This is a genomic window from Paraburkholderia unamae, assembly GCF_003096875.1.
Taxonomy (GTDB): Bacteria; Pseudomonadota; Gammaproteobacteria; order Burkholderiales; family Burkholderiaceae; genus Paraburkholderia; species Paraburkholderia unamae.
The window spans coordinates 340,254-353,693 of the sequence record NZ_QEOB01000001.1; the positions used below are offsets into that span (position 1 = coordinate 340,254).

At 66.0% G+C, this 13,440-nt stretch carries 14 protein-coding genes; 5 read left to right on the forward strand and 9 right to left on the reverse strand.

All coding sequences use genetic code 11. From position 1 onward, the window contains the following. Positions 1-518: 518 nt before the first annotated feature. The 6 genes from C7402_RS01550 to C7402_RS01575 all read right to left on the reverse strand — a co-directional run bounded on the left by C7402_RS01550 (position 519) and on the right by C7402_RS01575 (position 6,785). Complete coding sequence (locus tag C7402_RS01550; protein ID WP_208948883.1) at positions 519-1,616, reverse strand: CobW family GTP-binding protein; 1,098 nt, start codon at positions 1,614-1,616, stop codon at positions 519-521. Positions 1,617-1,881: 265 nt separating this feature from the next. Continuing rightward, positions 1,882-3,096: a class I SAM-dependent rRNA methyltransferase gene (locus C7402_RS01555; protein WP_116609407.1), complete on the reverse strand. Its 1,215-nt coding sequence runs from the start codon at positions 3,094-3,096 to the stop codon at positions 1,882-1,884. A 66-nt stretch (positions 3,097-3,162) separates the two neighbouring features. After that, the gene (gene xerC / locus C7402_RS01560; protein WP_244314731.1) at positions 3,163-4,065 is read right to left on the reverse strand and encodes a tyrosine recombinase XerC; all 903 of its coding nucleotides are present in this window, start codon (positions 4,063-4,065) and stop codon (positions 3,163-3,165) included. Positions 4,066-4,128: 63 nt separating this feature from the next. Further along, entirely contained in the window at positions 4,129-4,812 is a 684-nt protein-coding gene (locus tag C7402_RS01565; RefSeq protein WP_112170124.1) for a DUF484 family protein, read from the reverse strand. A 136-nt stretch (positions 4,813-4,948) separates the two neighbouring features. Then, on the reverse strand, positions 4,949-5,815 hold the full coding sequence (dapF, locus tag C7402_RS01570; RefSeq protein WP_116609408.1) for a diaminopimelate epimerase: 867 nt from the start codon (positions 5,813-5,815) through the stop codon (positions 4,949-4,951). An 82-nt stretch (positions 5,816-5,897) separates the two neighbouring features. Continuing rightward, the gene (locus C7402_RS01575) at positions 5,898-6,785 is read right to left on the reverse strand and encodes a lipid A biosynthesis lauroyl acyltransferase (protein ID WP_112170126.1); all 888 of its coding nucleotides are present in this window, start codon (positions 6,783-6,785) and stop codon (positions 5,898-5,900) included. Positions 6,786-7,056: 271 nt separating this feature from the next. Here C7402_RS01575 and metK point away from each other — a divergent pair, with 271 nt between their 5' ends. Continuing rightward, the gene (gene metK, locus C7402_RS01580) at positions 7,057-8,244 is read left to right on the forward strand and encodes a methionine adenosyltransferase (protein ID WP_112170127.1); all 1,188 of its coding nucleotides are present in this window, start codon (positions 7,057-7,059) and stop codon (positions 8,242-8,244) included. A 161-nt stretch (positions 8,245-8,405) separates the two neighbouring features. On the opposite strand, the gene C7402_RS01585 is transcribed toward metK, so the two are convergent. Beyond that, complete coding sequence (locus tag C7402_RS01585; protein WP_112170128.1) at positions 8,406-8,774, reverse strand: hypothetical protein; 369 nt, start codon at positions 8,772-8,774, stop codon at positions 8,406-8,408. Between C7402_RS01585 and C7402_RS46705 the strand changes: the two genes are divergently transcribed. Together C7402_RS46705 and C7402_RS01595 are read left to right on the forward strand one after the other, a co-directional pair. After that, positions 8,751-9,116 carry a hypothetical protein gene (locus C7402_RS46705; RefSeq protein WP_165841754.1) on the forward strand — a complete coding sequence of 122 codons (366 nt, stop codon included), beginning with the start codon at positions 8,751-8,753 and terminating at the stop codon, positions 9,114-9,116. The genes C7402_RS01585 and C7402_RS46705 overlap by 24 nt on opposite strands. Before the next feature lie 163 nt (positions 9,117-9,279). Further along, positions 9,280-10,041, forward strand: a complete 762-nt coding sequence (locus C7402_RS01595; RefSeq protein WP_112170130.1) for a phytanoyl-CoA dioxygenase family protein — start codon at positions 9,280-9,282, stop codon at positions 10,039-10,041. Between the two features lie 85 nt (positions 10,042-10,126). Here the strand turns inward: C7402_RS01595 and C7402_RS01600 are convergent, their stop codons facing one another. Then, on the reverse strand, positions 10,127-10,333 hold the full coding sequence (locus tag C7402_RS01600; protein ID WP_112170131.1) for a DUF3185 family protein: 207 nt from the start codon (positions 10,331-10,333) through the stop codon (positions 10,127-10,129). A gap of 233 nt (positions 10,334-10,566) precedes the next feature. On the opposite strand from C7402_RS01600, the gene mgrA reads away from it, so the two are divergent. Both mgrA and C7402_RS01610 read left to right on the forward strand, forming a co-directional pair. Then, positions 10,567-11,610, forward strand: coding sequence for an L-glyceraldehyde 3-phosphate reductase (gene mgrA / locus C7402_RS01605; RefSeq protein WP_112170132.1), 1,044 nt, complete (start codon positions 10,567-10,569; stop codon positions 11,608-11,610). Positions 11,611-11,763: 153 nt separating this feature from the next. Then, a complete protein-coding gene (locus C7402_RS01610) occupies positions 11,764-12,774 on the forward strand; it encodes a fatty acid desaturase (RefSeq protein ID WP_244314715.1) in 1,011 nt (336 codons plus the stop codon). Between the two features lie 149 nt (positions 12,775-12,923). Here C7402_RS01610 and C7402_RS01615 read toward each other — a convergent pair whose 3' ends face one another. After that, on the reverse strand, positions 12,924-13,109 hold the full coding sequence (locus C7402_RS01615) for a hypothetical protein (protein ID WP_028203177.1): 186 nt from the start codon (positions 13,107-13,109) through the stop codon (positions 12,924-12,926). Between the last annotated feature and the right edge of the window lie 331 nt (positions 13,110-13,440).

The following is a 13,440-nucleotide window of genomic DNA, read 5'->3' on the forward strand; positions in this document are numbered from 1 at the left end:
CACATCTTGCCTGCACTTTTGTGTTGCCCGCAGTGGCCTTTACCACCTTGCCAGGCGCACTTACCGCGCCGATGTGCGCGCTGACGGGCACGGACGATGATCTGTCGTGACGCCGAAGCGCCGCTGCGGGGCCGAACTCCTCTGGAAACCGGTCTTCAGATGCTCCTGAGGCATATTTCGTACCGACTGCGCGCTGCGACCGTTGCGCTGCCGGCGGGGCGAACCCTCGGCGAATTCCGGGGCGCCTCTCTTCCAGTGGGGCCGTATTGTAACCGAACCGCAAACTTAGACCGCAAGCGGGAAATCCCTGCGGCGGCGTCGCCATTGACTGACCCGTTTGCGTACCCGGCGATATCCAGAAAATATAACGCGCCAATCGTGAAAAAGCGATGGTCGGGTACGTTATTTGACGCGCACACCCGAAAGAGGCCGTTGCGCTGTGCGCAAAGACGGCATGGGCGCCCAAACGAAAACGCCCGGCGGCGGGCCGGGCGTATCAGAATAATCTCGGAATCTGGTCAGGCGAGACAGGCGTCGAGGCCGTCGGTGATGAGATCCTGCGGCAACTCGATGCCGATGAACACCATCTTGCTGTTCTTCTTCTCGATCGGCAGCCACTTGGCGGCCAGGTCGCTGCCCATCATCTGGTGCACGCCCTGGAACACCACCTTGCGGTCCACGCCCTTCATGTAGAGCACGCCCTTGTAGCGCAACAGGCGCTCGCCGTAGATCTGAAGAATGCCGCCGAGGAAGTCTTCCAGGCGATTCGGATCGAACGGGCGGTCGCTGCGGTACACGAACGACTTGATCTTGTCGTCGTGGTGCGCGTGATGGTGGTGGCCGTGGTCGTGGCCTTCATGGGTGCACTTGCCGTGATCGTGGTCGCAGTCGGCGTGATCGTGATCATGATCGTGATCATGCGCGTGGTCATGATCATGGTCGTGATCGTGATGCGCGTGATCGTCTTCGGCGAGGAAGTCCGGGTCGATCTCGAGCTTGGCATTCAGGTTGAAGCCGCGCAGGTCGAACACTTCCTTGATGTCGGCCTCGCCGAAATTCACCTGGCGGATCTGAGCCTTCGGGTTCATGTGCAGCACGCGGTGGCGCAGGTCGGCGAGTTCCTTTTCGTCGACGAGGTCGGCCTTCGTGATGAAGATGCGGTCGGCGAAACCCACCTGGCGCTGCACCACTTCGTGTTCGTCGAGCTGATGGTTGCCGTGCTTGGCGTCCACGAGCGTGATGATCGCGTCGAGCAGGAATTCGTCGGCGATCTCGTTATCCATGAAGAAGGTCTGCGCGACCGGGCCCGGATTGGCGAGGCCCGTGGTTTCGATCACCACGCGGTCGAAGTCCAGCTTGCCGTCGCGCTTTTGCTGCGCGAGGTCGCCGAGCACGCGCGCGAGGTCGCCGCGAATCGTGCAGCAGATGCAGCCGTTGCTCATCTGGATGATCTGCTCGGTGCTGTCCTGCACGAGGATTTCGTTGTCGATGTTCTCTTCGCCGAACTCGTTCTCGATCACGGCGATCTTCATGCCGTGCTTTTCGTTCAGGATGCGCTTGAGCAGCGTGGTTTTGCCACTGCCGAGAAAGCCGGTCAGGATGGTGACGGGAATCATGCTGGTTGCCATGCTGTCTGCCTGGTAGGTGTTCGAGGTGTCCATTCCGGCGTGCCGCGTTGCACGCTGGCGCGCCGAGGTATTCGGGCCGGGCGGCTGCCGGGCGCCCCGCCCGCAGCCATCGAGTGTTACAACATAACTTCCTATTGAAACATATCTGCGCGGCGCACGCATGAGATGGCCGGGCGCGCCCGGATTCGGGGACCGACCATGCGGCCCGAAATGCGCGGCTGTGCGCCGCCGAAACCGGCTAGATAAGGCCGGCTCAGGCGATTTGCAACAGCAAGCCCTTCAGGTACTCGCCTTCGGGGAACGCCGTGAGCAGCGGGTGATCGACGCCCGCGCCAAGGCGCTTGAGGATGCGCGCGTCCACCCTGGCGTCGGAAGCGGCGCCCGCTACGATCTTCTGGAACAGCGCCGAATCGATCGCCCCCGAGCACGAGTACGTGAAGAGGAGGCCGCCCGGGCGCAGCAGTTTGAAACCGGTGAGGTTGATGTCCTTGTAGGCGCGTGCGGCGCGATCCACGTGCTCGCGCGAGGCCGCGAACTTGGGCGGATCGAGCACCACCAGGTCGAAGCGCTCGCCTTCGTCGTGGAGGCGTCGCAGCGTCTTGAAGGCGTCGGCGTCGAGCCAGGTGGCGCGCGCGGCGTCGAAGCCGTTCGCCTCGACGTTCTTCTGCGCCGTGGCGAGCGCCTCGCCCGACGAGTCGATCGACACCACGCGTTTCGCGCCGCCCTTCATGGCCGCGAGCGAGAAGCCGCCCGTGTAGCAGAAGCAGTTGAGCACGTCGCGCTCGCGCGCATACGTCTGCACGAGCGCGCGGTTGTCGCGCTGGTCGACGTAGAAGCCGGTCTTGTGGCCGTTGCGCACGTCCACGTGATAGCGCACGCCGTTTTCGTTCGTGATGATCGTTGCGGGCGGCTCGTCGCCGGCGAGCAGGCCGGTGGTCTGTTCGAGCCCTTCCTTCTCGCGGATCGACACGTCCGAGCGCTCGTACACGTTCGGGCAGCCCGTTGCCTGCGTGAGCGCGGCGACGATCGCTGCTTTCCATGCCTCGACGCCCGCGGCCATGAACTGGCACACGAGCTGGCCGCGGCCGCCTTTCTCAACATCACCGCTGTCTTCGATGTAGTAGTCGACGATCAGGCCCGGCAGGCCGTCGGCCTCGCCGAAGATCAGGCGCACCGCGCCCGTGCCGCTCACCATCGCGCGGCGGTCGGCCACGGCGCGCTGCACGCGGCGCTTGAAGAACGCGTGGTCGATCGGCTCGTTTTCGTCGAAGCTCCATACGCGCGCGCGGATCTGCGAGTGCGGGCTGTAGGCGGCGCGCCCGAGAAAGCGGCCGTCGGCCGAGCGCACGATGACGGTCGCGCCGGGCGCGGGCTTGCCCTCCACATGGTCGATCGCGTTGGCATAGACCCACGGATGACGGCGCAACAGGGATTTTTCTTTCGACGGCTTGAGGGTGACGATATTCATGATGACTTCGATACAGGGTGACGGCGCGCGCCGCATGACGTTGCATGCCGCGTGCGCCGTGGCGTTTCAGTCGCGCTTTTTCGCGCGCGGATGCGCGGTGTCGTAGACCTTCGCGAGATGCTGGAAGTCGAGCGACGTATAGACCTGGGTGGCCGAAATGCTCGCGTGGCCGAGCAGTTCCTGCACGGCGCGCAGGTCGCCGCTCGATTGCAGCAGGTGCGTGGCGAACGAGTGCCGCAGCACGTGCGGGTGCACGTTCGCCGGAATGCCCGCCGCGATGGCGGCGCGCTTCACGCGCTCGCGCACCACGCCCGGCGCCATGCGGTTGCCGCGCACGGAGAGAAAGAGCGGCGCGTCGTCGTGCTTCACGAAGGCGCCGCGCGCGGCGAGCCACGCGTCGAGCGCATCGAGCGCCTTGCGCCCGACCGGCACGGCGCGGTGGCGGTTGCCCTTGCCGTGCACTTCGACTTCGGCGGCGTCGCGTTTGAGCCAGCCCGCCGATTCGTAGCCGTCGCGCTTCACGTAGCGCACGTCCAGGCCGACGAGTTCGGCGAGGCGCAGCCCCGACGAGTAGAACAGTTCGAGCATGGCGCGATCGCGCAGCGCTTCGGGGCCGCCTTCCTGCGCGCCGGCGATGGCGGGGGCTTCCATGAGTTGCGCGGCGTCGTCGACGGAAAGCGCCTTGGGCAGCGTTTTCGCGCGCTTGGGCGCGCGCACGGCGGCCACCGGGTTTGCATCGAGTTCGATGTGGCCCGCGAGCCAGCGATAAAACGCGCGCCACGCCGAGAGCCGGTGCGCGATCGAGCGCGCCGAGAGGCCGCCCGCGTGCGCGCGCGCCACGGCGCCGCGCACCTGCGCGGCCGTGACCGTTTCGAGCGGCTTGCCGTTGGCGAGCTTCTTGAGCTCGTCGAGCTCGTACGTATAGCCGCGCAACGTGTGCACCGAGAGCCGCCGCTCGTGTTCGAGCATCGCGAGGTAGGTGGCGATCGGATCGGTCAGGTTCACGTTGGGCGGCTTCGGTTTCGGCTTCGGTCAGTGCGGCAGCAGGCGCGAGAGCGCCGCGCTCGCGAGCGCGCCGATCTGCGTGAGGAAATCGGTGGCCATGCCGTCGTGGAAGCGGCGCGAGTCGGGCGAGCCCATCACCAGCAGGCCGAAGGCGTCGCTTTGCGGCGCGTCGTTCGAGGCTTCCACAGGGGCGCGCAGCGCGATGATCGCGACCGACTGCGCCGCGCCGTCGCTGGCGTCGAGCCATTGCGCGGCCTCGAAGCCGGTGTTCGCGCCGCAATAGGGCGTGTCGAGGCTGCTCGCGAAAATGCGTACTTCCTCGCCCGTGTGGCGCGCGAAATCCGCCTGGGCGTAGGCTTCGGCCACGTCCCACACGCGCAGCGCGGCCTGCGGCATGTCGAACACGTCGCGCAGATTCTGCGTGATCGAGCGCGGCAGGGCGTACGGGTCGCGCTCGGCGATCATGCGCGTGGTCCAGCGGTTGAACTTCGCGGCGATCGAGTCGTTCTCGTGCCCGTAGCGCAGCAGCTCCGAAAGACGCCGTTCGAGATGCTTGTTCTTCTCGCGCAGCATCTCCATCTGGCGCTCCTGGAGCGACACGGCGGCCTTGCCGTGCGGATTGCCGAGCTTGATCGTCGCAAGCAGTTCGGCATGCTCAACGAAAAAGTCGGGGTGGGCGAGCAGATAGTCGGCAACTTCGCGATCGTTCATGTTGTGGACGCGTTGTAGTTGTGAGGCGCGCGCAATGCAATGAGAAACGCGCAGTCTGTCATGCGATTCAGTATGCGTGCGGCGCGACGGCTGCTGCATCGGTCGCGCCGGCGAAGGCCGCCTGTCCCTTCAGGACTCAGTCGGCCAGCTCGATCTCGCCTTCGAACACGGTCGTGGCCGGGCCTGCCATCGTGAGCGCGGCGGACTCGTCGCGCGCGCCGTCCCAGGCGATGGTCAGCACGCCGCCGTGCGTATGGACCTTCACGGGCGAGTCGAGCAGCCCGCGGCGGATACCGGCCGCCACGGCCGCACACGCGCCCGTGCCGCACGCGAGCGTTTCGCCCGCGCCGCGCTCGAACACGCGCAGCTTCACTTCGCTGCGCGAGACGACCTGCATGAAACCGGCGTTCACCTTGTTCGGGAAGCGCGCGTGCGTTTCGATGATCGCGCCCTCGGCCTTCACCGGGTAGGCCTCGACGTCGTCCACCACCTGCACCGCGTGCGGGTTGCCCATTGAGACGACCGAAATCCAGCGCGTCGCGCCATTCACGTCGAGCGGCCAGAGCGTGTCGTTGCCCTCGCGGCGGCCTTCGAGGCCCTGGGCGTCGAACGGCACGAGCGCCGGTTCGAACTCGGGGCGGTCCATGTCGACCACGACTTCACCGTTTTCCTGCACGACGAGCGTGATCGTGCCCTTCTGCACCTGCACGCGCACGCGGTTCGAGTCGGTGAGCTTGCGTTCGCGCACGAATTTCACGAAGCAGCGCGCGCCGTTGCCGCAGTGCTCGACCTCGCCGCCGTCGCAATTGAAGATGCGATAGCGGAAGTCGACGCCATCCACGGTCGGCTTCTCGACGATCAGCAGCTGGTCCGCGCCAATGCCGAAGTGGCGGTCGGCGAGCGCGCGCACGCGCTCGGGCGTGAGCGCGAGGTCCTGGCTGTAGCCGTCGAGCACGACGAAGTCGTTGCCCGCGCCGTGCATCTTGGTGAATTTGAGTTTCATGCCGTTATTGTAAGCGAGGCCAGGGCGAAAACCCGGGCCTCGCTTGTGGGTGCATTCGTGGGCGCATCTTTCAGCGCATCTTTCAGCGATACACGCTCGGTTCGCCCGGCGGCCGCGTCTTGAAGCGCTTGTGGACCCAGTAGTACTGCTCGGGAATGCGCGGAATCTGTTCTTCGAGGAAGGCGTTCATCCGGCGCGCGTCGAGCTCGTCGTCGCCGGTCGGATAATTTTCCCAAGGTTTGAACACTTTCAGCCGATAACCCTTGTAATTGGGCAGCACCTCGCCGATGAACGGCACGACCTGCGCATGCCCTACTTTCGCAAGACGCCCGACGGCCGTGAGCGTGCACGCGGGCACGCCGAAGAAGGGCACGAACGCGGAATTGCGCATGCCGTAGTCCATGTCCGCGCCGAGCATCACGGGCTTCTTGTCGCGCAGCCAGCGCAGCACGGCGCGCGCGCTGTCCGCGCGGCTCACCATCTCGGCGCCGAAGCGGCTGCGGCCGGCCTTCGCGGCCGCTTCGAACTCGGGGTTCGAAAACGGCTGGTAGAGCGAGCCGCACGGGCGGTGCAGCGAGTAGTTGAGAAACATGGAGCCGGCCTCGATGCCCACGAAATGCAGGCCGAGGAAGAGGGTGGGCGGCAGGTTCGGATCGGTGAGATCGATCTCGCTGTCGAGCTCCACGATCTTTTCGAGCTTCTTCGCCGAGCCGAACCATTGCACGCTGCGCTCCATGTAGCTGCGAATGGCGTGACGGAAGTGCAGCCCCGCTACTTCCTCGCGCTTTTCGTCGCTCCATTCGGGAAAGCACAGGCGCAGGTTGGTATGCACGACGCGCTTGCGGCTGCTCGGGATCTTGTAGAGGAGCCAGCCGAGCCCGTCGCCCAGGCGGGCGACGAAACCATAGGGCAGGATCGCGAACAGCTTGAGCAAGCCGATGGCGAAGCGGGAGCCGAGCTTGCCTAGCATGCGGCGACTCCGCGGCAAGGCTTGCGAACTGTGGGGAAGGCGACGGACGGCACGCGGGGGGACTCTGCGACAATTTAAGGAAGTCGCTATAATAAGGGCTTCGCCGAGTTAATAGACAACTTGCGGGGCGAAGCCGGAGGTCGGTCACTGGGTCTTATAGACAGACGCAGACTGACAACCGGGCAGCAAATCCGCTAAAGCGTCGCCGCTTCAAAGCTCCCGAAGCTGGCTACGTGAACATCAACCGTCACCAGCTACAGGAGCCTGACACGTGGCAAACGACTATTTCTTCACTTCCGAATCCGTTTCCGAAGGCCACCCGGACAAGGTCGCTGACCAGATCTCGGACGCGATCCTCGACGCCATCCTGACGCAAGACAAGTACTCGCGCGTTGCAGCGGAAACGCTGTGCAACACGGGTCTCGTCGTGCTCGCCGGTGAAATCACCACCACGGCAAACGTCGACTACATCCAGGTCGCGCGCGACACGATCAAGCGCATCGGCTACGACAACACCGACTACGGCATCGACTACCGCGGCTGCGCGGTGCTCGTCGCTTACGACAAGCAGTCGCCGGACATCGCTCAAGGCGTGGACCGCGCGCACGATAACAACCTCGATCAAGGTGCAGGCGACCAGGGCCTGATGTTCGGCTATGCGTGCGACGAAACGCCCGAGCTGATGCCGCTGCCGATCCACCTTTCGCACCGCCTGGTCGAGCGCCAGTCGAACCTGCGCCGTGACGGCCGTCTGCCCTGGCTGCGCCCGGACGCCAAGTCGCAGGTCACCGTGCGCTACGTCGACGGCAAGCCGCACGCCATCGACACGGTCGTGCTCTCCACGCAGCACTCGCCGGACATCGATCTGGCCACGCTGCGCGAAGCGGTGATCGAGGAAGTCATCAAGCCGGTTCTCCCGTCCGAACTCATCAAGGGCGACATCAAATTCCTCGTGAACCCGACCGGTCGCTTCGTGATCGGCGGCCCGCAGGGCGATTGCGGTCTCACGGGCCGCAAGATCATCGTCGACACGTACGGCGGCGCAGCCCCGCACGGCGGCGGTGCGTTCTCGGGCAAGGACCCGTCGAAGGTGGACCGTTCGGCTGCCTACGCCGGCCGTTACGTCGCGAAGAACATCGTGGCCGCCGGCCTCGCGTCGCGCTGCCTGATCCAGGTGTCGTACGCGATCGGCGTGGCCGAGCCGACCTCGGTCATGGTCAACACGTTCGGCACCGGCAAGGTCTCGGACGCGACCATCACGAAGCTCGTGCGCGAACACTTCGATCTGCGTCCGAAGGGCATTATCCAGATGCTCGACCTGCTGCGCCCGATCTACGAAAAGACCGCCGCTTACGGCCACTTTGGCCGCGAAGAGCCGGAATTCTCGTGGGAAGCCACGGACCGCGCGCTCGCACTGGCCGAAGCCGCCGGCACGGAGCCGGTGGGCGCGCTGGCCTGAGCCTGCGCAAGCACGCATCGCGATGACCGGCGGCCACGCCGGTCGTTGCGAAGAAAAACCCCGCAGGGCGCAAGCCCGTGCGGGGTTTTTTGTTTTGGGACTGCGCCCGGCCCTGCTGGTTTTAGTGGGCTTTATCGGGCTCTAGCGGGCCTTAGTGGGCTTTAGCGCATCGCGAAGCCGAACCAGCCTGCGCTGCCGGACGTCATGCGGCGCGGCCGGCGCGGATTGCGCGCGGTATGAACCGTGGAAGGCGCCGCGAGCGAGCGCAGCGTGGCATTCGGACGATACAGCAGCGTGCGCAGCGAGAAGTGGCGCGAGCCCGAGCGCAGGCGCAGCACGGCGAAGAACGAGTGGAACCACGTGCGCATGTTGTCGACGGGCTTCACTTCCCGCACCTGTTGTGCGAGCGCGCGCGTGCGGGCGGCGTGGTGGCGCAGGGCGCGCACCACGTGGCGACGGGCGGGGCGGGCAGCCTTCAGGGCAGTGTGGGCGGCGTGGGTCATGCGATGGGTATCGAAAAGGGTATGCATGGCGGTTGCGGAATCGGGTTCGAGGTGCGCCTTGCGCGACGCTTTGCATCGAGCAGCAAACGTGCCTGTCTTCGAGGTCGTCACGATATGGGCGGACGGCAGACGGGCCGCAGGGCGCGGCGTAAGACGCGACGGGACGGATTCTTCTGTTGGAGCGCCTTGTGCGGCAAGGCGTTCACGGCGATCCGCACGTGCGATGAGCGTTCAGCGATTGGAAACAACATGCGCGACAGACTACACGCGATTGATGACGGCAGAAAGTCGGTTAATACCCGCCCCCGCGCCGCTTTGATGCAGGCGATCGCGCCCTTTGTCCTCATGGCGGTGCGCGCGCGCCATTGACGTGCGCGGCCAGGGCCACGCGGCGCGACCCGGTGGCGCTTCCCGGCGTGCCTGCACGCTTTACAATCGGAACGTCGGCGCGCGCCGACGCCGTGGCGGTATGGTCGGAGAAAACGACGCACGAAAGCCGCGGCCCCCGCAGGCATCGCATAACGGAAGTCCCATGTCAGTCCATTCAAAGAAAGAACAGGTGCAGGCGCTGCGCGAACGCGGTTTCGTGGTGGTGCCGGGGCTCGTCTCACCTGAGCGCTGCGAGGCGATCAAGCGGGTCGCGCAGGAGCAGTTGGAGGCGGCCGCCGCGCCGCTGGAATTCGAAGCCGACTTGCGCTACCCCGGCGCGCCCGAATCGAAGGACGCGCCCGGCGGCCATACGGTGCGCCGCCTGCTCGACGCGTACTCGCGCCACGCGCTGTATCGCGAGTGGGCCACCTCGCCTGAGATTGCGGGCTGGATGGAGCTGTATTTCGGCGAGGAGCCCTTTCTTTCGCGCGCGCATCACAACTGCATGATGACGAAGCACCCGCACTACGGCAGCCTGACGGGCTGGCACCGCGACGTGCGCTACTGGTCGTTCGAGCGCGACGACCTCGTTTCGGTGTGGCTCGCGCTCGGGCCGGAGAAAATGGAAAACGGCGGCCTGTGGTTCGTGCCGGGCTCGCACGATGCGCCGTTCACCTCGGAGCGGTTCGACGCGGCGAAATTCTTCCGCGCGGACCTGCCCGAGAACCGCGCGTGGATCGACCAGGCGATTGCGCCGACGCTCAACGCGGGCGACGTCGTGTTCTTCCACTGCAACACGCTGCATTCGGCGGGGCAGAACCAGAGCGACCAGGTGAAGTTCTCGCTCGTCTTCACCTATCACGGCGCGAGCAACGTGCCGCTGCCGGGCACGCGCTCGGCAGCGAAGCCTGAAGTGAAGCTTTGAGGCGACGCTGCGTTGTCCGAACGACGCCTGATTAACGTTGGATCAACAGCGGTGGATCAACAACGGTGGATCAACTAAAGGCGGATCAACGCCGCCGCCCCGACATCGTGAGTCCGGTGACGCCCGCGAGCGTGGCGGCGATGCCGCCGCCGATCAGGATGATCGTGCGATTGGTGGGCGCGCCGGTAAAGAGGCGCGACATGTCGTTCGCGAACGAATGGAGCGACTGGCCGCCGAAGTACAGCAGGACGACGCCGCAGGCGATGAGCGCGATCGAAACCACTTTAACCATGAACAACCCCTCGCAAAGGATGGACGCCGCAGTGTAGGCGAGTGGCTGCGGCGCGTCCAGGGGGCGGCTTTTCAGGCACCGTTCCCACGCCCTTCCCGCGCATTTCCCGCATAGTGGGCATCTGCGCAACCGGGGCGGATTGGCTAACATAGCTGCCTCACGAGCGCGGCGCGCCGCACGGCGCGTTGCGCACCTCCTACGCCCACTACCCGTTTTTGCCGAGGATCCAGACCATGGCCTACGAAGCAGCATCTGAACGCTATTCGGACATGCAGTACCGCTTTTGCGGCAAGTCGGGGCTCAAGCTGCCCGCGCTTTCACTCGGTCTGTGGCACAACTTCGGCGACACCACGCCGATTTCCACCCAGCGCGAGATCCTGCGCACCGCCTTCGATCTCGGCATCACCCACTTCGACCTCGCGAACAACTACGGCCCGCCGTACGGCAGCGCCGAAACCAACTTCGGCCGCATCTTCAAGGACGACTTCCGGCCTTACCGCGACGAACTGCTGATCTCGTCCAAGGCGGGCTGGGACATGTGGCCGGGCCCGTACGGCCAGGGCGGCGGCTCGCGCAAGTACGTGCTCGCGAGCCTGGACCAGAGCCTCAAGCGCATGGGCCTCGACTACGTCGACATCTTCTATTCGCACCGCTTCGACGTGGAAACGCCGCTAGAGGAAACGGCGGGTGCGCTCGCCACGGCCGTGCAGCAGGGCAAGGCGCTCTATGTCGGCATCTCGTCGTATTCGCCCGCGAAAACGCGCGAAATGGCGAAGCTGCTCGCCGAATACAAGGTGCCGCTGCTCATTCACCAGCCGTCGTACAACATGCTGAACCGCTGGATCGAGCACGGACTGCTCGACACGCTCGACGAGGTGGGCGCGGGCAGCATCGCGTTCACGCCGCTCGCGCAGGGGCTGCTCACGAACAAGTACCTGAACGGCGTGCCGGAGGATGCGCGCGTGAACCGTCCGGGCGGCGGCTCGCTCAAGGGCGAGCACCTGAGCCCCGAGAACATCGGGCACGTGCGCAAGCTCAACGACCTCGCGCTGCGCCGCGGCCAGAGTCTTGCGCAGATGGCGATTGCCTGGACGCTGCGCGGCGGCCGCGTGACCTCGGCGCTGATCGGCGCGAGCCGCGCGGAGCAGGTGCGCGAGAACGTCGCGGCGCTGAAGAACCTCGAATTCTCGGCGGAAGAACTCGCCGAGATCGACCGCTATGCGACCGAAGGCGGCGTGAACCTGTGGGAGAAGCCGTCCACCGATCAGCACATCTGAGCGGCCGGTTTCGCCACCCAACCGCCTCCTTCGCGAGGCGGTTTTTTTTCGTCCGGGGCTTTGCCTGCCGGGCGGGCGCAAGCGGGGCACCGTTCTTCGCTTTGTCATGTGGCCCTGCTAACGTCGCGGCAGCCTTTGCCGCGAGGAATCACCATGGAGTCCATGAGCGCCGAACGCGCAGCGCGTTCCCCGTCCGCCACGCGAGCGCCCAGGCCCGCTGAGGCCGCCCGCGCGAACGCGGTGCTGATCGCCTTCGTGCTCGCGGCGCTCGGCTACGAACTCATCGGACTGCCGCTCCTCATCGACGCAACGGGCGGCCCGACACTCGCCCTGCTCGCGACGCTCGTGCCCGTGGTGCTCGCCACGCCGGCCCACTGGGGGCTGATCCACGAAGGCATTCATGGGCAACTGTCGCGGGAGCGCCGCCCGAACGAGTGGCTTGCCCGTGCGCTCGCCATCGGTTTGGCCATGCCGTTCGATGCGGTGCGTTTCGGACACCTGATGCATCACCGCTTCACGCGCGAGCCCTTCGACCGTCCCGATGTGCACGAAATTCACGATGGGCACGACGCTCGCACAGGGTCCGGCGCGCGCTGGCGCCGCCGCATTGCGTATTACGCGCGCCTGCTGGGCGGCCTTTACGTTGCCGAACTGCTGCTGCCGCTCGTGGCGTTCTTGCCGGTGCGGCTCGCGCGCAAGATCGTCGCGCGCGGCGTGGGCGCGCACGGCCGCGAGGGCGTGCAGGTGCAGCGGCTTTTCGCGAACCATGCCGCCGACCCCGTGCGCCGCCGCCGCGCGCGGCGCGACTGGCTCGTCTCGGTCGCGCTATACGCGGCGTCGTTCGTGCTTTACGGCAAGGCGTGGCCGGTGCTGCTCGCGGCGATGTATCTGCGTGGCGTATGGCTCTCGGTGGCCGACAACCTGCCGCACTACGGCGTCGCGCTCGACGAACCGGGGCGCGCGCGTGACTTTCGCGTGCCGCGCGTCCTGGGCGTGTTGCTGATGAACCACCATCTGCATCGCCAGCATCATCTGCATCCGACGCTGCCTTGGACGGCGCTGCCCGCGCTCGTGCAGGCTCATCAGGAAGCGGCGAGCGCGGACTATCTCGCCGCTGCGTTGCGGCAGTTCAGGGGTTTGCAGCCGGGTGTCGGGGCTGAGTGAATGAGAGGGCGCGAGAGGGTACGTGCGTGTGACGTCGCGCACGGCGTTTCGCGCGCCAGGCGCGACGCCATGCAACGTCACGGCGAACGCGGAAGCAGCGCATCGCGCAGGCGGCTCGTGGGCCACCATGCGCTAAATGAGCCCGTACGTTACATCAGCGCAGGCAGCGTCTCGACGAGCGCGACAGCCGCGAGAACGCCGATCAGCGCACCGATCACGCGCAGCGTGTTGTGCCTGAATTCCGTTGCGCACGGCACCGCGCCGAGAAAAAGGGCGCCGGCGAGGGCCATCGGGATGATCATCACGAAATCGCCGATCGTGAAATAACCTTCCATGCTCGTCTCCTTATCGTGTTGGCAACGAAGGCGCGCGATGCTTGTTGTTCTGATCGTCATGCCGGCGGCGTGACGCGGCGGCTTCGGGCCTGCAATCGAGTATAGGTGAGGGTGGCGAACATGGCGGCACGCATGCGTGCCGCCGTGCTGTCCTCCGGTGCGTGCGCCGCGCCGCAAAAGCCCGCCAGAAGCGCTTCGGCGTGGCACAGCGGCTCGCGCGGCCCGCAAAGCGTCAGTCGTCTTAATATTACGGATGCCTTTCTATTGCGGGCTTGTGCGGCGCACAGAAGTACAAGCGCGCATGCTGCGTGCCCGGTCGCCCCTCATGCCT

What these genes read in the sequence shown, in the direction of transcription:
- C7402_RS01595 (WP_112170130.1), top strand. Translation starts at nt 9,280, where the DNA reads ATGTCAGTCCATTCAAAGAAAGAACAGGTGCAGGCGCTGCGCGAACGC.
- xerC (WP_244314731.1), bottom strand. Translation starts at nt 4,065, where the DNA reads ATGCTCGAACACGAGCGGCGGCTCTCGGTGCACACGTTGCGCGGCTAT.
- C7402_RS01575 (WP_112170126.1), bottom strand. Translation starts at nt 6,785, where the DNA reads ATGCTAGGCAAGCTCGGCTCCCGCTTCGCCATCGGCTTGCTCAAGCTG.
- C7402_RS01565 (WP_112170124.1), bottom strand. Translation starts at nt 4,812, where the DNA reads ATGAACGATCGCGAAGTTGCCGACTATCTGCTCGCCCACCCCGACTTT.
- C7402_RS01585 (WP_112170128.1), bottom strand. Translation starts at nt 8,774, where the DNA reads ATGCATACCCTTTTCGATACCCATCGCATGACCCACGCCGCCCACACT.
- C7402_RS46705 (WP_165841754.1), top strand. Translation starts at nt 8,751, where the DNA reads ATGGGTATCGAAAAGGGTATGCATGGCGGTTGCGGAATCGGGTTCGAG.
- dapF (WP_116609408.1), bottom strand. Translation starts at nt 5,815, where the DNA reads ATGAAACTCAAATTCACCAAGATGCACGGCGCGGGCAACGACTTCGTC.
- C7402_RS01555 (WP_116609407.1), bottom strand. Translation starts at nt 3,096, where the DNA reads ATGAATATCGTCACCCTCAAGCCGTCGAAAGAAAAATCCCTGTTGCGC.
- C7402_RS01610 (WP_244314715.1), top strand. Translation starts at nt 11,764, where the DNA reads ATGGAGTCCATGAGCGCCGAACGCGCAGCGCGTTCCCCGTCCGCCACG.
- mgrA (WP_112170132.1), top strand. Translation starts at nt 10,567, where the DNA reads ATGGCCTACGAAGCAGCATCTGAACGCTATTCGGACATGCAGTACCGC.
- C7402_RS01615 (WP_028203177.1), bottom strand. Translation starts at nt 13,109, where the DNA reads ATGGAAGGTTATTTCACGATCGGCGATTTCGTGATGATCATCCCGATG.
- C7402_RS01600 (WP_112170131.1), bottom strand. Translation starts at nt 10,333, where the DNA reads ATGGTTAAAGTGGTTTCGATCGCGCTCATCGCCTGCGGCGTCGTCCTG.
- C7402_RS01550 (WP_208948883.1), bottom strand. Translation starts at nt 1,616, where the DNA reads ATGATTCCCGTCACCATCCTGACCGGCTTTCTCGGCAGTGGCAAAACC.